The 16,192-nt window shown below is 58.7% G+C and carries 19 protein-coding genes, 1 tRNA gene and 1 pseudogene; 13 read left to right on the forward strand and 8 right to left on the reverse strand.

Annotated elements, in window-relative coordinates:
- Positions 1–179: 179 nt before the first annotated feature.
- Positions 180–263 (reverse strand) — tRNA-Tyr (locus AC221Y_RS02570).
- A 144-nt stretch (positions 264–407) separates the two neighbouring features.
- Here AC221Y_RS02570 and rlmB point away from each other — a divergent pair.
- The 3 genes and pseudogenes from rlmB to AC221Y_RS02585 all read left to right on the forward strand — a co-directional run bounded on the left by rlmB (position 408) and on the right by AC221Y_RS02585 (position 2,595).
- Positions 408–1,184 (forward strand): 23S rRNA (guanosine(2251)-2'-O)-methyltransferase RlmB, encoded by a 777-nt coding sequence (rlmB, locus tag AC221Y_RS02575; RefSeq protein WP_299754187.1) that lies wholly within the window; start codon positions 408–410, stop codon positions 1,182–1,184.
- A gap of 531 nt (positions 1,185–1,715) precedes the next feature.
- A pseudogene (locus tag AC221Y_RS02580) lies at positions 1,716–1,976 on the forward strand (YHS domain-containing (seleno)protein); the annotation flags it as partial.
- A gap of 184 nt (positions 1,977–2,160) precedes the next feature.
- Positions 2,161–2,595, forward strand: a complete 435-nt coding sequence (locus AC221Y_RS02585) for a CoA-binding protein (protein ID WP_299754185.1) — start codon at positions 2,161–2,163, stop codon at positions 2,593–2,595.
- 2 nt (positions 2,596–2,597) lie between these two features.
- Here the strand turns inward: AC221Y_RS02585 and AC221Y_RS02590 are convergent, their stop codons facing one another.
- Genes AC221Y_RS02590 through hisA form a run of 3 tightly spaced genes read right to left on the reverse strand, consistent with a single transcriptional unit; the run spans position 2,598 to position 4,411 of the window.
- Positions 2,598–2,909: a phosphoribosyl-ATP diphosphatase gene (locus tag AC221Y_RS02590; protein ID WP_299754183.1), complete on the reverse strand. Its 312-nt coding sequence runs from the start codon at positions 2,907–2,909 to the stop codon at positions 2,598–2,600.
- Positions 2,906–3,667: an imidazole glycerol phosphate synthase subunit HisF gene (gene hisF / locus AC221Y_RS02595; protein ID WP_299754181.1), complete on the reverse strand. Its 762-nt coding sequence runs from the start codon at positions 3,665–3,667 to the stop codon at positions 2,906–2,908. Before hisF ends, AC221Y_RS02590 begins: the two co-directional genes overlap by 4 nt.
- A 9-nt stretch (positions 3,668–3,676) precedes the next feature.
- A complete protein-coding gene (hisA, locus tag AC221Y_RS02600) occupies positions 3,677–4,411 on the reverse strand; it encodes a 1-(5-phosphoribosyl)-5-[(5-phosphoribosylamino)methylideneamino]imidazole-4-carboxamide isomerase (protein WP_299754179.1) in 735 nt (244 codons plus the stop codon).
- A 139-nt stretch (positions 4,412–4,550) separates the two neighbouring features.
- On the opposite strand from hisA, the gene AC221Y_RS02605 reads away from it, so the two are divergent.
- Positions 4,551–4,892, forward strand: coding sequence for a DUF2147 domain-containing protein (locus AC221Y_RS02605; RefSeq protein ID WP_299754177.1), 342 nt, complete (start codon positions 4,551–4,553; stop codon positions 4,890–4,892).
- Between the two features lie 181 nt (positions 4,893–5,073).
- Here the strand turns inward: AC221Y_RS02605 and hisH are convergent, their stop codons facing one another.
- Both hisH and hisB read right to left on the reverse strand, forming a co-directional pair.
- Positions 5,074–5,712 carry an imidazole glycerol phosphate synthase subunit HisH gene (gene hisH / locus AC221Y_RS02610; RefSeq protein ID WP_299754175.1) on the reverse strand — a complete coding sequence of 213 codons (639 nt, stop codon included), beginning with the start codon at positions 5,710–5,712 and terminating at the stop codon, positions 5,074–5,076.
- A 74-nt stretch (positions 5,713–5,786) separates the two neighbouring features.
- On the reverse strand, positions 5,787–6,374 hold the full coding sequence (gene hisB, locus AC221Y_RS02615) for an imidazoleglycerol-phosphate dehydratase HisB (protein ID WP_299754173.1): 588 nt from the start codon (positions 6,372–6,374) through the stop codon (positions 5,787–5,789).
- 142 nt (positions 6,375–6,516) lie between these two features.
- Here hisB and AC221Y_RS02620 point away from each other — a divergent pair, with 142 nt between their 5' ends.
- From AC221Y_RS02620 to lhpI, 9 genes are all read left to right on the forward strand, one after another.
- Positions 6,517–7,002 carry a hypothetical protein gene (locus AC221Y_RS02620; RefSeq protein ID WP_299754171.1) on the forward strand — a complete coding sequence of 162 codons (486 nt, stop codon included), beginning with the start codon at positions 6,517–6,519 and terminating at the stop codon, positions 7,000–7,002.
- Between the two features lie 160 nt (positions 7,003–7,162).
- Complete coding sequence (locus AC221Y_RS02625; RefSeq protein WP_299754169.1) at positions 7,163–7,855, forward strand: response regulator transcription factor; 693 nt, start codon at positions 7,163–7,165, stop codon at positions 7,853–7,855.
- A complete protein-coding gene (locus AC221Y_RS02630; RefSeq protein ID WP_486706737.1) occupies positions 7,840–8,799 on the forward strand; it encodes a sensor histidine kinase in 960 nt (319 codons plus the stop codon). The genes AC221Y_RS02625 and AC221Y_RS02630 overlap by 16 nt, the downstream gene beginning before the upstream one ends.
- Before the next feature lie 24 nt (positions 8,800–8,823).
- On the forward strand, positions 8,824–9,255 hold the full coding sequence (locus AC221Y_RS02635) for an RbsD/FucU family protein (RefSeq protein WP_486706738.1): 432 nt from the start codon (positions 8,824–8,826) through the stop codon (positions 9,253–9,255).
- Between the two features lie 46 nt (positions 9,256–9,301).
- Entirely contained in the window at positions 9,302–9,931 is a 630-nt protein-coding gene (locus AC221Y_RS02640; RefSeq protein WP_299754163.1) for a paraquat-inducible protein A, read from the forward strand.
- Positions 9,898–10,542 carry a paraquat-inducible protein A gene (locus AC221Y_RS02645; RefSeq protein WP_486706739.1) on the forward strand — a complete coding sequence of 215 codons (645 nt, stop codon included), beginning with the start codon at positions 9,898–9,900 and terminating at the stop codon, positions 10,540–10,542. Before AC221Y_RS02640 ends, AC221Y_RS02645 begins: the two co-directional genes overlap by 34 nt.
- The gene (locus AC221Y_RS02650; protein ID WP_299754159.1) at positions 10,539–12,641 is read left to right on the forward strand and encodes a PqiB family protein; all 2,103 of its coding nucleotides are present in this window, start codon (positions 10,539–10,541) and stop codon (positions 12,639–12,641) included. The genes AC221Y_RS02645 and AC221Y_RS02650 overlap by 4 nt, the downstream gene beginning before the upstream one ends.
- A 1-nt stretch (position 12,642) precedes the next feature.
- Positions 12,643–13,218, forward strand: a complete 576-nt coding sequence (locus tag AC221Y_RS02655) for a PqiC family protein (RefSeq protein WP_299754157.1) — start codon at positions 12,643–12,645, stop codon at positions 13,216–13,218.
- 5 nt (positions 13,219–13,223) lie between these two features.
- Positions 13,224–14,912, forward strand: a complete 1,689-nt coding sequence (gene lhpI / locus AC221Y_RS02660) for a cis-3-hydroxy-L-proline dehydratase (RefSeq protein ID WP_299754155.1) — start codon at positions 13,224–13,226, stop codon at positions 14,910–14,912.
- On the opposite strand, the gene AC221Y_RS02665 is transcribed toward lhpI, so the two are convergent.
- Positions 14,902–15,831, reverse strand: coding sequence for an aminotransferase class IV (locus AC221Y_RS02665; protein ID WP_299754153.1), 930 nt, complete (start codon positions 15,829–15,831; stop codon positions 14,902–14,904). The genes lhpI and AC221Y_RS02665 overlap by 11 nt on opposite strands.
- A 103-nt stretch (positions 15,832–15,934) precedes the next feature.
- A partial coding sequence (locus AC221Y_RS02670) for a transposase (RefSeq protein ID WP_486706740.1) occupies positions 15,935–16,192 on the reverse strand: 258 nt, incomplete at its 5' end.

Genomic DNA, 16,192 nt, shown 5'->3' on the forward strand with positions numbered 1-16,192 from the left:
TGACCAGCTCAAGACCTCACGCGTAAATTGCCCCGCTGAGACTTTCCCTAAAACAACCCCGAAAGTGCTAAGATCAGAGACGATTTGTGAGGTCTCTGGCGCTCTACTTCCCCACAACTCACGGAAATATAAACACTATTCCACAGCAGTGAACTGCCTGTAGTTTTAGGAGTACTGAGTGGTGGGCGACCCTGGAATCGAACCAGGCGTGCGTCTCCGCGAGGGAGTTACAGTCCCCTGCCACACCTTGCGGCCTGTCGCCCACACGCGGACCATAGCTTTGGCCTGCGCGGTCAGATATCGCCGTGGCAGCGATGGGTCAACACCAAAATCACTGCCTTCAGATGACACTTGTCATCTCGGGGCCTGCACCGCACAACCAAACCTGCAAGAAGGAGCGTACTGTTATGAAGAAGCCAATGTGGGTCGTCGAAAAGGAAAAGGCGCGCCGTCAGGCGGCTTCGGAGACGCTTTGGCTCTTTGGAATACACGCCGTGCGCGATGCCCTGGAAAACTCAAGCCGTGAAAAGCTGCGCTTGATCGTGACAAAAAACGCAGCTGACCGGTTGGGCGAGGCGATCCCTGCGTCGGGACTGACGCCGGAAATCGCTGATCCGCGCAAGTTTCCGGCTCCGATTGACCCTAGTTCGGTTCATCAGGGAGCGGCTTTGGAAGTGCGGCCGCTGAACTGGGGGGGCGTGCAGGAGCGACTGTCGGATGCCGGGCCGCGCGGCATTGCGCTGTGTCTAGATCGCGTAACTGACCCGCACAACGTTGGGGCAATATTGCGGTCGGCAGAAGTTTTTGGGGCCTCGGCGGTGATCGCGACCGCGCGCCATGCTGCGCCTGAAACCGGCGCTTTAGCCAAGACGGCCTCGGGCTCCCTTGAGCGGCAACCTTATCTGCGTGTGGCCAATCTGGCGGCCGCGATGGAGGAGCTACGGGAGATGGGATATTTGTTGATCGGGCTTGACGGCGCGGTGGAGACCCCATTGGAAACGGCTTTGGCAGTGGCTTCAGATCGGCCCGTCGCACTGGTCCTTGGGGCTGAGGGGCCGGGACTTCGCGAAAAAACGCGCGAGATCTGCGATGTGGTGGCTCATATCCCATTTGCTCGCGATTTTGGCTCGCTTAACGTCTCAAATGCTGCGGCGATTGCCCTATATGTTGCAGGACGTCGCTAAGGAGACCGAACCCGTGCCGCATTCGCAGAAGATCGCCACCTGCTGTTATTGCGGTTCGCGTGCGGCACTTTTTCTTGGAGGAGAAGACCGCCACGAGCTTGCCTGCTCGAACTGCGGTGCGCCGCTTCATGAGTTGAAGATGCTCAGGACAGATGCGCGGGGAGATCGCCGAGGATGTTTTTGAAGAGGTTTTTGACATTTTCGACTGGGATTTTGTAATAAATCTCATGCATTTGGAGCGGCGCGGTCACATGGGCGCGACATGACTTTCGGCGGTTCGACCGACTTTCCATCTTTGCTTAAACAGAACGCCGTAAAGGACCTTAGCAATGCTAAATAGACCCGCTTCTTCTGATCGCCGCCGCAACTGCAGTGCCGGCGACCGCCCTTCTGTCGCAATCTGCGGTCGCTGCTGAGCCACTGGTCAACGCAACAGGTGATATCGCGATCAACGGCTATGATCTCGTGGCCTATTTCACTGAAGGCAAGCCAGCTAGGGGTGTTCCCAGGTTATCCTAGCAATGGGACGGCGCGATGGTCCATTTCGCAAGTGCGGCCCACACGGAGATGTTTGATGCGGATCCTGAAGCGTTTGCGCCAAAATACGCCGGCTACTGCGCTTATGCGGTGTCGAAAAGCTATACGGCGTCGACTGATCCGGCGGTATGGACGATCTATGAGGTCCGTCTCTATTTTGATTACTCGCGGTCGGTGTGGGCACTTTGGAACTTGAAACGTGACGACCATATTGTGTCGGCAGATGCGAACTGGCCGCGCGTGCTGGAAGGCTAAAACGCCTCAGCGGAAGGTGATCACAACTTCGGGAAGCCGACTTCCTTCCGGGCCGCATGACCCCATGTGAATTACGCGGCGTGGGTCCGGAACACCTGCGCTCACTAACTGTCCCTCGTTCCGTGACTGGCGCCCGGTGCCTTGGCACCGGGCGTCTTTTTCAGTTGGCCAATGGTTTTAGATAATGATCCCTTCGGACGAACGCGTCGCACGCGCATTGCTGGAAACGCGGACCATCGCCCTTGTCGGGGCGTCGATGAAGCCCGCGCGCGCCAGTCATAGTGTTGGCAATTATTTGGCTTCGGTTGGCTATCGAGTGATCCCGGTGAATCCCTGGTATGTTGGCGAGATGCTGTTTGGTCAGACCGTGGTAGGGCGTTTGGCAGACATCAAAGAGGACGTGCATCTCGTTGATATATTTCGAAATTCCGCAGCTATTTTACCGGTGGTGACCGAGGCTGTTGCGACCCTGAAGGGCCTGCGAATCATCTGGATGCAACTTGATCTCCGCAATACCGAGGCACGGGAGTTGGCTGAACGCCAGGGTGTGACCGTGATTGAAGATCGCTGCACGGCGATCGAGCACCGCCGCCTTTTGGTCAATCCCAACAGCGCCTGAGATCAGCGGCGAGACGCTTTTTCCTCGATGCCGGAGGTGCCTTCACGGCGCTCAAGCTCGGCCAAAACATCAGCCAGTGACACATCGCGTGCCGCCAGCATGACAAGCAGGTGATACAGTACGTCAGCGGCTTCGGCCGTCAGACGTTCGCGGTCACCGCGGACCGCTTCGATAACGGCTTCGACGGCTTCTTCCCCAAACTTTTCTGCCGCTTTGTCAGGGCCTTGCGACAAGAGTTTTGCGGTCCACGAAGAGGCAGGGTCCGCACCTTTGCGGGTCTCGATGGTTGCGGCCAGTCTCTCGATTGCGCTCATGTCAGCCTCACGGGGATGCCGGCGGCGGCCATGTGGGCTTTGGCCTCGCCAATGGTGTAGTCGCCAAAGTGAAAGATCGAGGCGGCAAGGACAGCGCTGGCGCGGCCTTCGGTGACGCCTTCGACAAGATGGTCCAAAGTGCCCACACCGCCCGAAGCAATGACCGGCACCGGCACCGCGTCCGAGATCGCACGGGTAAGCGGTAGGTTAAAGCCCGCGCGGGTGCCGTCGCGGTCCATCGACGTTAACAGAATTTCGCCTGCGCCCTTGGCGACCACGGTTCGCGCAAAATCCACAGCATCTATTCCAGTGGCGCGGCGACCTCCGTGCGTGAAGATTTCCCAACGTCCCGGCGCGACGGTTTTCGCATCGATGGCGACCACAATGCATTGGCTGCCAAAGCGATTAGCGGCGCGTGAGACGACGCCTGGGTCGGCAACTGCCGCCGAGTTGAAGCTGACCTTGTCGGCTCCGGCGAGCAGAAGGTTGCGCACATCGTCCACCGTGCGCACTCCGCCACCGATGGTCAGTGGCATAAAGCACTTTTCGGCCGTGCGCGTGGCAAGATCATACATTGTCCCACGATTTTCGTGAGTTGCGTGAATATCCAGAAAGCAAAGCTCGTCCGCTCCGGCCTCATTGTATGCGATTGCGGCTTCAACCGGATCGCCCGCGTCGATGAGGTCAACGAAGTTCACACCTTTCACAACGCGGCCGTCGGCCACGTCGAGGCAGGGGATGATCCGTGTTTTCAACATGGGGCTGTCTTAGCGCAGAGGAGACTTGTTATCCAGCATCGTCAGAGCCTCCGCCAGATCAATTGCGCCATCGTATAATGCACGGCCCGAAATGGCGCCTGAGATCACGCCAGTAGCCTTCAATGCGCGCAAGTCTGCCATCGAGGAGACACCACCAGAGGCGATAATGGGAACATCAACGGCGCGGGCGAGGGCTTCGGTCGCAGGTAGGTTGGGGCCAGCCATAGCGCCGTCGCGGTTTATGTCGGTGTAGATGATCGCGGCGATTCCGGCGTCTTCGAATTTACGCGCGAGATCAGTCACTTGAATGTCGGTTTCTTCCGCCCACCCCCGAGTTGCAACGCGCCCCTCGCGTGCATCAAGTCCAACCGCAATCTGCCCCGGAAAGGCCTTTGCAGCATCCCGTACAAGGTCGGGGTCTTCGACAGCGACCGTGCCAAGGATCACGCGTGCTAGCCCTTTGGCCAGCCAGGCTTCAATCGTGGCCATATCGCGGATACCGCCGCCAAGCTGCGCCGGAACATCAAGCGCTGATAAGATCGCCTCGACAGCGTTCCCGTTCACGGGTTCTCCGGCAAATGCGCCATTCAAATCAACAAGGTGCACCCACTGCGCTCCGGCGTCCTGAAAGGCGCGGGCTTGCGCTGCGGGGTTGTCGCTAAAAACCGTTGCGGCGTCCATTTCACCTTTTAAAAGCCGGACGCATTGGCCGTCTTTGAGGTCTATGGCGGGGTAGAGGATCATCGGACATGCGCTCCGTTTTGAGGGTGGCGCTGTCATGCCCCGGCTTGACGCAAGGGGCAAGAGGCAAGGGACCGAACGTCACTCCTGCCTGACGCCTCGCCACCTTGGCAGGCTCCCCGCAGTCAAGGGAGGACATCACATGAGACTTCGCGCCACTTTGGTTGTGATCGCCATTTTAATCGCGGTTCCGGCATTTGCTCAGGATGCCGTTCTTGGCACCCACAAAATCCAACCGGGCGATGAGGGGAACTTTGGACATGTTGAGATTTGCGCCTGTGAAACAAATGTTTGCGCGGTTATCCGCAAGGCGTTTGATGGATCAGGGGCCGAGATTGAAAGCGCCAATATCGGCAAGCAGATGATCTGGGATATGGAAGCGGACGGAGGCGGCGCCTATAGCGGCGGCAAGATCTGGGCTCCGCATCGCGACAAGGTTTACAGCTCGAAAATGGAGCTTTCAGGACCGATCCTTGAAGTTTAGGGCTGTGTATTTGGCATCTGCCGTGGACAGACCTGGACCCGCGTGAACTAGTTAGCGCGCAAGTAGCGCTTGTTTAGGTTTCAGCCCTAAGTGGATGAAAACAAGCGGTAACGCTATGTCGGTGCTAAGTCGGTGTAACGTCGGTGCATGCGTTCGCAGGCGCAAATGGTTAACGCAGCACCTAAGGGGCCCATGTCAGCCAGTTAGCAATCAGCCGCAGACCTGCGGACTGGCTTTTCTCGGGGTGAAATTGCGTGCCGACCATGGTCCCTGTGCCGACAATTGCGGTGATTGCGCCACCGTATTCGCAATGGGCCAAAAGCTGGTCTGGGTCAGCCACCTGCATCTGATAGGAATGAACGAAATAGGCGTGGTCGCCTGTGGCAATTCCAGCCAGCACCGGATGGGGCGTGTCGATCACCAGATCGTTCCATCCCATGTGTGGCACTTTTAGGGTCGGATCAGACGGCGCGATACGACCGACTTCACCGTCGATCCAGCCAAGACCGGTTGTCTCCTCGTATTCATGGCCTGCCTTAGCCATCAACTGCATGCCGACGCAAACCCCCAAAAAGGGCCGCGCCCGCACCTCGACAGCTTCAATCAATGCGTCATAAAGCCCGGTCTGTCCTTTAAGTTCGGACATACAAGCAGGGAACGCGCCGTCGCCAGGCAGGACGATGCGATCTGCGCGCGCAATGTCTTCGGCGCGATCCGACACAAGCACATCGCCCGCATCAACCTCGCGCGCCATGCGCTGAAAGGCTTTTTCGGCCGAATGAAGATTGCCGGCAGCATAGTCGATAAGGACGGTCAGCATGTCCTGTTTGTCTTTCTTCTTGGTTAAAATACTCCGGTGAGCGCGAGGGGTTGCCCCTCGCGACATCGTCGAATTCAGAGCACACCTTTGGTCGAAGGCACATCGTCCGCCTTGCGCGGATCAACTTCGAGCGCATCGCGCAACGACCGCGCGACCGCTTTGAAGGCGGCTTCAGCAATGTGGTGACTGTTCAACCCGTGCAGAGCGTCCACATGCAGCGTGATGCCACCATGGGTCGCGAACGCCTGAAAAAACTCGCGCACCAGTTCAGTGTCAAAGCTGCCGATTTTCGCGGTCGGAAGGGCGACGTTCCACACAAGGTGGGGTCGGGCCGACAGATCAAGGGCTGCGCGCACAAGAGCGTCGTCCATTGGCAAAAGGCAGCTTCCGTAGCGACGGATGCCGCGCTTGTCGTCCATTGCTTGCGCAAGAGCCTGACCCAGCGCGATGCCGGTATCTTCAACTGTGTGGTGGTCGTCGATGTGCAGATCACCGCTTGCGCGGATTTTCATGTCAATCACCGCGTGGCGAGCAAGTTGGTCAAGCATGTGGTCGAAAAAGCCTACGCCGGTCTGGTTGTCGTAAGAGCCGGTGCCATCGAGGTTAATCTCGACGGTGATATCGGTTTCTGCGGTTTTTCGCGTGATGGTGGCGCTGCGCATGTCTGGCCTCTGGGGTTTTGGTTTGCGGGGCTTATAGGATGGTCGTGCGGTGTCGGAAAGGGGGCGCGAGGTTCTCGCTCATGGGCTGTTGTTTTTGATGCGCGGGCGCGCGCATGTTAAGCGGATCTCAGGAGGTCTGAACATGCGCAAAATCGCCTTATTCTTAGCTGTTCCCGCCGTGGCCTGTTTCCTGTCATCAGGCGCGACGGCCGAGCCGCTGACGTTGGAAGAATTCGGAAGCGTTCATTCTGAGGTGACTGCTGAGAAGGCCGCGTCAAAGCGCGCCCGAATAGTCGCATGTCTTCAAACCACACGAGAGCCACTTGGATGTATCGGAACGACGCTTAGGGTGTGTCAAGTTATGCTTGAGGCATGCAGCTATCAAGAGGCCGCTGCTTGGGAGCAGCTTGGCTTTGACATCTATCTGGAGTTGCGACGTGCGTTGGGCGGTCCGGACTGGATTGATGCGGCGCATCTTCGGCTTAGAGCAGAGATTGTCACGCAGTGCGACGCCGAAGCGGCCGCTGAGAATGAGCGTCTTATGCAGCGCGCGATACGTGCGGCCTGCTATTTACGCGGGGCTGCGGGCCGGACGTTGGATTTGCGATTTGCTTTGGTGGCGCCTTAAGCGCCGGATGCGTTGCACGAGTTCTGCACATTTCGTCGCGACCACTTGCACCAGTCTGATGGTAGGTCTGGTGAAGAGTAAGGCGGGTGGCCGGGGTGACACATCCCCTCGCGCCTCGGCACATCCGCAGATAAGCTGCCCGCGCGAGGAGAAGTGTTGAATGAATGACGCAACGATTTTGGTGGTCGATGATGACCCTCAGATCCGGGATGTTTTAAAGGTTGCATTAGAGCGCGCGAGTTTTCGTGTGAATTTGGCGCGTGATGGCATTGAAGGCCTGCGTGAGACCCAGGTGGGCGAGCCTGATCTTGCCATTCTGGATATTGGAATGCCGGAGATGGACGGGCTTGAATTGTGCCGTGCAATCCGGCGGGAATCCGAGGTTCCGATCCTGTTTCTGACGGCACGCGATGACGAGGTTGACCGTATTCTCGGGCTTGAAATGGGCGGCGATGACTATGTGACGAAGCCGTTTTCTCCGCGAGAGCTTGTGGCCCGTGTCCGTGCTATTTTGAAGCGCACGAAGGCTGTTGTGCCAAAGGCGCGGGCTTTGGTACGTGGACGTCTTTCGCTGTCGGCTGAGGCACATGTTTGTCGTGTAGACGGGGTGTCGGTTCAATTGACGGCGACGGAAATAGCGATCCTTTCGCGGCTGATGGCGCGGCCCGCTCAGGTGTTTTCGCGACCGAAGTTAGTAGATGCAATCTGGGGACCCGGCATGATGGTGTCGGATCGCACGCTTGATAGCCATTTGCGGAATTTGCGCACGAAGTTGGGCGATGCGGGGTTGGACGATGCGATTGATACGCTGCATGGCGTTGGATTGAGGATGGGCCCGTGCGGCGCAAACTGAGAGTAAAGTGGCGGCCGCCTTTGATGCTGGTCCTAGGCGGATCGTTGTTGGCCGTGCTGGTGTTGCCGGTGTTTGGCTTGGTAGTCGTAGACGTTCTGGCTCCGGGATTAAGTGCAGGGAGCGCGCTTTTGACCGTTGCGGTCGGGGCGTTCGGAGCGACTTTGGTGCTAGGCTGGCTGTTGTGGCGTTTGATCTTACGCCCAGTGCAAGGCTTGGCGCAGCGCGCTGAAGTGATCCGGGGTGGCGGCGTGGCCGAACCGATGGAGCACTACGGAACACCTGAAATTGGCGATCTGGGGCAAGCGGTGCTTGATATGGCCGAGGTTTTGCAAGCGCGCGAGTTGGCAGTGCGATCTTATGCGGACCACGTGACGCATGAGTTGAAAACACCTTTGACCGCCATTCGGGGCGCGGCCGAGTTGCTGGCGTCGGAAGAAAATATGTCGGCTGAGGCGCGCGGGCTGGTGTCTACGATTTCCCAAGCCGAAGCTCGCCTTGAGCGTCTTTTGGCGGCCGCGCGCGAGATCGCGGCGGCGCGCACGCCGATGCATCATGGCGAGACACTACTGCGGGCAGTGCCTTTGCCCGAAGCTGAGATCATCGTGGATGTCACGGGCGGCGATGTGGCGTTTCCTTTGTCGAGGACCGGTCTTGGCATCGTGCTGACGCATCTTGTGAACAACGCGGTGGCGTCCGGTGCGGGCCGCGTCTGGATTGAGGGACGGGCGTTTTCGGAGGGGGCTGTGCTGACGGTTTCGGATAATGGGCCGGGGATTTCGACGGGCAACCGCGACAAGTGCCTTGAGCCGTTTTTTACCACCCGCCGTGATGCAGGCGGCACGGGCATGGGGCTGGCGATTGTGCAGTCGCTTTTGTTGGCGCATGGCGGTGAGATTACGCTTGAGCCAAGCGACGCCGGGGCGCGGTTTCAGATTGTGTTTTGACAGTATTAACCCAAAAGTAACGGCATGTTACGCAATATACCAAATATCCTTTCACCCGATCTGCTTTGGACGCTTCAGGCGATGGGGCATGGTGACACGGATTGTTCCGGGGGACGCAAATTTCCGGTCCAGTCGATGGGGCTGCAATGCTACTGGATGGATGGAATATCGGCGACGGACGCGCTTGAGGCTGTGCTGACGTTGATGCCGCTGGATGCCTTCGTTCCAGACCCGGCGCTGGTGATGCAGATGGTCGAGGACACGTACGGCTTGCCACCCGTTGTGGGCGAATTTCAGCGAATCATCGACAGTGTTGCCGATCATCCCGCGCCGATTGCCAAGGTGGAGAGGTTTGCGTTTTACGATTTGGCGCGCAAGGCGTTTGCCGCTGTGCAGACCGGCGAGTCGCGCCTTTACGGCAATATCATCCTGAAGAAAGGCGTGATCGCGCCGTGATCTCACGCTCGTTGGCGAACCGGTCGGTGCTGCGGTATAAAGCGACATGATAGACACCTCAAAACTGGGCGAACTGATCGTCTGCACCGAGTGTGATGCTCTGTATAAGGTGCGTCAGCCGGAGCGGGGGCAAGTCGCAGTTTGCGCGCGGTGTCACACGGTTTTGGCGGCTCCACGGGCGAAGGCGGCGTTGCAGATCGTCGCACTGGCTATAGCGACCATGATTTTGATCATCGGCGCGGCGGTATTTCCGTTTTTGCGGATCGAGGCGGGGGGAGTGGCGAATGCGGCGTCTGTTTTGGACATCGCCTATGCTTTTTCCAACGGTATCCTCACGGTTCTGGTGGTCGCGACAATTGCCATGATCCTTGCGATCCCGGCGCTGCGAGTGGGGCTCATAATTTATGTATTGGCGCCGATCATGCTGGATCGACCCGCCTTGCCGGGCGCGCGCGCGGCGTTTCGGGTGGCACAGAAAATGCGTCCCTGGGCGATGGCGGAAGTCTTTGCCATTGGCTGTGCGGTATCGCTGGTGAAGGTTGCGGGGCTGGCACAAGTCACCTTTGGGCCGGCGTTTTGGATGTTTGCCGTTCTGACGGTGCTCATTGTGATCCAGCAGAAGTTCATGTGTAGTTGGTCAGTATGGAACGCGTTGGCATCACAGACCCCGTCCTGACCGCCCGCGATGCGGGCTTGGTTGGCTGCCGTACCTGTGCGCGGGCTTGGCCAATGGGCACGGATGTCTGTCCGAACTGTGGGTCTCGTGTCGTTTCGCGGTCGCGCCGCAGCCTGCAACGGGTCTGGGCGTGGTGGTTGGCCGGTCTGATTTGCTATGTGCCTGCCAACATCTATCCAATGCTGGAAACGCGCACCTTGGTGCATACCGAAAGCTCGACGATTGTGGGCGGGGCCGTGGAATTAGCGGCGCATGGCTCATGCGGGATTGCTTTGATTATCCTAGTGGCGAGCGTTGTGATCCCGGTCGGAAAATTTGTTAGCATCGCTTTTCTTGCTTTGAGTGTAAGGCGCATTTCGCGCGCGTCACCGCAAGCGCGCCATGGCACCTACGAGATTGTCGAATACATTGGCCGCTGGTCGATGATCGACGTCTTCGTGGTGGCTATTTTGTCCTCACTGGTGCAGCTAAACGCGGTAGCGGCCATTCAGCCCGGGCCTGCCAGTCTTGCGTTTGCTCTGTCGGTGATCTTCACCATGTTGTCGGCACAGGCGTTTGATCCGCGGATGATCTGGGACGGTATTGAAATTGATAAGGTGGGACGCGAGTGACGGACCAACCTCCAGAGATCCCTGTGCAGTCGGTGCGCCAGTCTTTGTTTGAGCGCGCGTCCGTGGTGTGGCTGGTGCCGATGGCCGCGCTTTTGGTGGCGCTGGGCGTGGCATGGCAGTCTTATTCGGATCGCGGACCGGTGATCGAAATTTCGTTCCAAAGCGCGGCCGGTATGTCACCCGGAGAGACGGTTTTGCGATATCGTGACGTCGACGTTGGCCTTGTCGAAGATGTGGCGTTTTCGGACAATCTGGATCGCGTGCTGGCGACAGTGCGGCTGGACAAAGACATCGCGTCTTTTGTCGATGCGGATGCGCAATTCTGGATCATCCGGCCTGAAGTGACGGCGCGTGGTGTGACGGGGCTCGATACGGTTTTAAGCGGCGTCTACATCGAAGGAGCTTGGGACGGCGAGCCGGATGGCCTTGTGGTGCGCCATGAGGCGCTGGGCGACCCCCCCTTGGCGGCGGGCGGTCAGGCAGGCTTGAGGATTATGCTCAATGCCAGTCCGGGTGCGGCACTAAGCGAGGGCGCGCCAATCCTTTACAAGGGCATAGAAGTTGGTCGCATTGGCAAGCCGGGGCTGTCTGACGACGGCGTGAACGCACAAGCCAACGCCATTGTTTTCGAGCCCTACGGTAAGATCATCACGACAGCGACACGGTTTTGGGACACGTCGGGGTTTACCTTTTCCATTGGTACGGGCGGGGCGGAGTTGGACTTCACATCCCTTGCGTCCCTGATCGGCGGCGGCGTGGCGTTTGAGACAATTGTCTCGGGTGGACGACCTGCCCTGGACGGTGCGGCATTTGGACTATTTGCCGATGAGGGGCGCGCACGGGCGAGCCTTTTCGATACAAGCGAGGGCACAAAATTAAATCTGACGGTCGTCTTTCGCGAAAACTTTAGCGGTTTGGCAGTCGGGGCTCCGGTCGAGTTGGAGGGCGTTCGGATCGGCGAAGTGTCCAGCATCCGCGGGATCGTGGACGAGGATCGTTTTGGCGACGACGCGGTTCGATTGCTGGCAACTTTGGCGCTTCTTCCCTCGCGGTTGTCGCTGGATGTCGCGGAGTTTGATGACCCTTTGGACTACTTTGAACAGCGCGTGGATGCGGGGCTGCGTGCGCGGCTTGTGACGGCCACAATTTTGACCGGCGGGCTGAAGGTTGAAATGATTGAGGTGCCGGATGCGCCGATTGAGCTGATGGACCTATCGGCGGAACCCTATCCGATTTTGCCCAGCGCACAGAGCGAGATATCGGATATGACGGCGACCGCTGAAGGCGTGTTTCAGCGGATAAACGCGCTGCCCATCGAGGAATTGCTAGTGAGCGCTATCGGGTTTCTGGATGCGGCCGAGACGCTTGTGGGCGGAGAAGATGTGCGACAGGTGCCGGGCGATGTGCGTGGGTTGATCGGCGATGTGCGCGGCTTGGTGGGCTCGCAGGAATTGCAGACTTTGCCGGCAGAGGTGTCGGCGCTGGTCGGAGAATTGCAGTTGGCAGCCGCCGACATGCGGATCGTTACGGCAAGTTTGAGCGAAGCCGATTTGGTGGCGCGATTGCAGGGCGCGGTCGATTCGGCGACGGCGGCTGCGACAGGGATTGAGATAAGCGTGGCGGGCGTGCCGGAGTTGCTGACATCCCTGACCGCGCTGTCAGATCGTGTGGCGTCATTGCCGGTTGAGACAATGATTGCACAGGTTAACGAGACGCTGGCCTCGGCGGAAATGCTGTTTGCGTCAAAAGACACACAGGCTTTGCCAGGGGCGTTAGCCACGGCGTTGGCCGAGGTCGAGGCAGCGATTTTGGAGTTGCGTGAAGGCGGTGCGGTTCGCAATCTGAATCAGACATTGGCGTCGGCGGAAACGGCGGCGGCGGCAATAGAGACGGCCGTTGCGGGATTGCCGTCCCTTGCCGTGCGCATCGAGACTTTGGTGGAGCGGGCTGAAAACACGCTGTCGGGTGTGGATCAGAATTCCGAGTTGAGCCGCGAGGCGCGTGCCTCTTTGCGCGACATCAGAAATGCGGCGAAGGCCTTTGAAAGCCTGAGCCGTGCGCTGGAGCGCCGCCCGAACTCAGTTATTATAGGACGTTGACATGAACCTCGGACGTTTGCCTTTTATTATCGCTTTTTCGCTGGCACTTGCAGCCTGTAGTTCAGGTGGAGAAGCCACACGCTTTTTGGGGCAGGCGGCGGTCCCTGCGGAACGGATCGGTATTCGGTACACGTCCGTATCGGTACGCGAGGTTTCTTTGCCGAGCTATGCTGCGGCCGAGTTTTTAGTGACGGAAACGGAGGATGGAAGGCTTGTGGAAAGCCCCGACACGCTTTGGGCTGATGATCAGGTGCGGGCCGTGACGCTTGGGCTTTCACAGGCATTAAGGACGATAACGCAGGCGCGTGTAGCGCCGGATCCCTGGCCGTTCAGAAGCGCTCCGGAAGCGACGGTGGATATCCGGGTCAATATCTTTGTGGCGCGGGCCAATGGGACGTTTATCGCGACGGGGCAATATTTTGTTGCGCCCGAAGATGAAGAACAGCCTGAGCGCGCACTGGGGTTTTCAATCTCTGTGCCCTATCTGGTGGCTGGCGGATACCGCGCGATTGCCGGTGCGCAATCGCGGGCGGTGACGGCGTTGGCCGAGCACGTTGCGCGTTATGGATTGCGCTAATTTCCGTGGCTGAAGCGGCGATTCTTTTGGCTGGCGGGGACGCGGAAGGCGCGGTTCTGGTTTGCACCGAGGGTTTGAGCTTTTGGGGCGGCGTTGATCCCGAAACAGGTATCATCATTGACGCGCATCATCCGCAGCATGGGGCCTGTGTGACCGGCAATGTTCTGATGATGCCGACCTCGCGCGGGTCGTGCAGTGGCAGCGGAGTTTTGCTTGAGTTAGCGTTGAACGGTCTTGCCCCGGCGGCTTTGGTTTTCTCGGATGATGAGGAAGTGCTGACGCTTGGGGCATTGGTGTCAGAGCGAATATTCGCGCGGCCCATAACAGTTTTGCGGCTTCAATCTGATGCCTACGCGGCGCTTGCGCGCAGCCGGCGGGCTGGACTTGTCGCCGGGCGGTTGAACGGGGATGGATTGCACTTGGCACTTGAACGGGCCGACGTCGAGCGGCTGGCGCTTACGGGCGCGGATCGCGCTGTACTGGACGGGGTGTCGGGGGCGGCGGCAAAGACGGCGATGGAGATTGTCTGTCTCATGGGCGTCGCACAAGGGGCTTCGGCTTTGATGGACGTCACGCGCGGGCATATTGATGGCTGTATTCTGGCGCATTCGGCCAACCTGATCTTCGCCGAGAAGATGGCACAGATGGGCGCGAAAGTGGCGATCCCGACAACGATCAATGCGATCTCGGTGGATCGCGAGAACTGGATTTCACAAGGCGTGGCAGAGGATTTTGGAAATCGTGCCAGTCGGTTGGCAGATGCCTATGTGCAGATGGGGGCGCGTCCGACGTTTACGTGCGCGCCTTATCTGCTTGAGGATCGCCCCCGGCGCGGCGAGTGCGTGGGTTGGTCTGAATCCAATGCGGTGATCTATGCAAATTCGGTGCTGGGTGCGCGCACGCCCAAGCATCCAGACTACCTTGATTTATGTATCGCGTTGACCGGGCGGGCAGCGGTTTCGGGCGTCTACACGAATTCTGGGAGGATGCCGCGGCGTATTGTTGAAGTTTCGGTGCCAGACGATGTGGATGATGCGTTCTGGCCTTTGCTTGGGTGGTTGACGGGGAAAGCGTCTGCGGGCCGGGTGCCGCTTTTGGTTGGTTTGGAAGACACCCGGCCCAGCGAGGACGACTTGAAGGCGCTTTGTGCGGCTTTTGGCACGACCGCGGGCGCGCCGATGTTGCATATTCGGGGCGTTACACCGGAGGGGGCAATTTCGCCCGCGCCAGATGCAGACGTAGTGAGGCTGGGCGCGGTAGATTTCGGGAATGCTTGGCGGGAATTGAACGCGGGCGAAGAGGCGGTGGAGTTAGTGGCAATCGGGTCTCCGCACGCGTCCCTTTCCGAGGTACGCGCGTTGGCCGATCTGCTTAAGGGTCGCGCGATTTTGGAGGGTGTTGATGCTATCGTAACCATCGGACGAGAGGTTCTTGCGGCGGCCCGCGATGCGGGTATCGTCGACGGTCTGGAAAATCAAGGCGTGCAGTTTTTGCCTGACATTTGCTGGTGCTCGATCACTGAGCCGCTGTTTCCGGCGAACACGAAAGTCCTGATGACGAATTCTGGCAAATATGCGCATTACGCCTTCGGTCTTTCGGGCCGCAAAGTGCGGTTTGGAGGCCTTCAGGCATGCGCTGAGGCAGCTGTGACAGGGCGGGTTTCGGCCAAATTGCCGGGCTGGATTACGTCGTAGCCTTCGCGATCATCTCTTTGTAAAGCGCGCGGATGCGGTCAAGGACGGGGCCACGGCCTCCGTTTTCGCCGATGGGTTTTCCGTCAATTTCCGCAACCGGGGTTTGTGCGCCGAAGGTGCCTGTAAGGAAGGCCTCGTCCGCGCCGTAGGCATCCACAAGCGAGAAGTTCCGTTCAAAAACAGGAATATCATTGATGTAACACAGGTCGATGACCTTTTGACGCGTCACTCCGTTCATGCAGTAGTCCCCGGTCGAAGTCCAAACAGCCCCTTTGCGGACGATGAAAAAGTTGCAGGCGTTGGTGGTGTTCACAAAGCCATGCGGGTCAAGCATGAGGCCTTCGTCGGCGCCCGCTTGTTCGGCCTGAAGGCAGGCGATGACGCAATTCAGTTTCGAATGGCTGTTGTATTTGGCATCCTGACTCATCGGCAGTCCGCGCACCTGCGGGACTGTCGCAAGGCGGATGCCTTTGGCTTGTACCGTTTCCGCCGGTTTGGAGTGTTCGATGATGATGACGACGGTCGGGCCTGTGCGGCTCAGCGACGGGTGTTGGAAGGGCTTCACCTTGACACCGCGTGTGACCATCAGGCGGCAATGCGCGTTCGAGGTCATGATGTTGGCTTTCGCCGTCATCTGAAGCGCGTCGTGGATGTCTGCGCGCGTCATTCCGATGTCGAGAGAGACGGCTTTGCAAGAGTCAAAAAGGCGATCCATGTGCTCGTCGAAAAAAGCCCATGTGCCGTTGTAAAGCCGCAGGCCTTCCCACATTCCATCCCCTAGCATGAAGCCGCTGTCGTAGACGGACACCATCGCTTCCGAGCGGTGTTTCAGGGTGCCGTTTACGTAAATCTGGATGTCCTGATTGCGAACATCTTCTTCGGCGTCGTGGGTCGTTTTGCGGGACGTTTGGTGGGGCATATGGAGCAACTTTCAACAAGTGATGGTTTAGGATACCGGGGTCGAAACCGCTTGGATAGTGGGTCTGTGGTTGAGCGCGCTATTTGCGCCCTAGTCCCGTGATTCAGTCAATTTGCGGGTATAGGTGGAGGAGCTTTGTTCTGGCATCCTCAGTAGTGAAGTGCCATTTGGTTTTTGTCTGTGCGTTGTTTCGGTTTTGGAACCAGGCAGTGACTTCGGTTTCCAACGATGCTTGGTCAGGGATGCGGCGGGCCAGGCATTGGCGGGCGAGCACGCTGAGTTCGCATTCGGCGATATTCAGCCAGGACCCGTGTTTGGGCGTGTAATGCCATTCGAAGCGATCGGCGATGCGTTTGGCTTC

Source organism: Boseongicola sp. (genome assembly GCF_057460485.1).

Coding starts and splice junctions, on each gene's coding strand:
- rlmB (WP_299754187.1), top strand. CDS start 408: ATGAAGAAGCCAATGTGGGTCGTCGAAAAGGAAAAGGCGCGCCGTCAG.
- AC221Y_RS02585 (WP_299754185.1), top strand. CDS start 2,161: ATGATCCCTTCGGACGAACGCGTCGCACGCGCATTGCTGGAAACGCGG.
- AC221Y_RS02590 (WP_299754183.1), bottom strand. CDS start 2,909: ATGAGCGCAATCGAGAGACTGGCCGCAACCATCGAGACCCGCAAAGGT.
- hisF (WP_299754181.1), bottom strand. CDS start 3,667: ATGTTGAAAACACGGATCATCCCCTGCCTCGACGTGGCCGACGGCCGC.
- hisA (WP_299754179.1), bottom strand. CDS start 4,411: ATGATCCTCTACCCCGCCATAGACCTCAAAGACGGCCAATGCGTCCGG.
- AC221Y_RS02605 (WP_299754177.1), top strand. CDS start 4,551: ATGAGACTTCGCGCCACTTTGGTTGTGATCGCCATTTTAATCGCGGTT.
- hisH (WP_299754175.1), bottom strand. CDS start 5,712: ATGCTGACCGTCCTTATCGACTATGCTGCCGGCAATCTTCATTCGGCC.
- hisB (WP_299754173.1), bottom strand. CDS start 6,374: ATGCGCAGCGCCACCATCACGCGAAAAACCGCAGAAACCGATATCACC.
- AC221Y_RS02620 (WP_299754171.1), top strand. CDS start 6,517: ATGCGCAAAATCGCCTTATTCTTAGCTGTTCCCGCCGTGGCCTGTTTC.
- AC221Y_RS02625 (WP_299754169.1), top strand. CDS start 7,163: ATGAATGACGCAACGATTTTGGTGGTCGATGATGACCCTCAGATCCGG.
- AC221Y_RS02635 (WP_486706738.1), top strand. CDS start 8,824: ATGTTACGCAATATACCAAATATCCTTTCACCCGATCTGCTTTGGACG.
- AC221Y_RS02640 (WP_299754163.1), top strand. CDS start 9,302: ATGATAGACACCTCAAAACTGGGCGAACTGATCGTCTGCACCGAGTGT.
- AC221Y_RS02645 (WP_486706739.1), top strand. CDS start 9,898: ATGGAACGCGTTGGCATCACAGACCCCGTCCTGACCGCCCGCGATGCG.
- AC221Y_RS02655 (WP_299754157.1), top strand. CDS start 12,643: ATGAACCTCGGACGTTTGCCTTTTATTATCGCTTTTTCGCTGGCACTT.
- AC221Y_RS02665 (WP_299754153.1), bottom strand. CDS start 15,831: ATGCCCCACCAAACGTCCCGCAAAACGACCCACGACGCCGAAGAAGAT.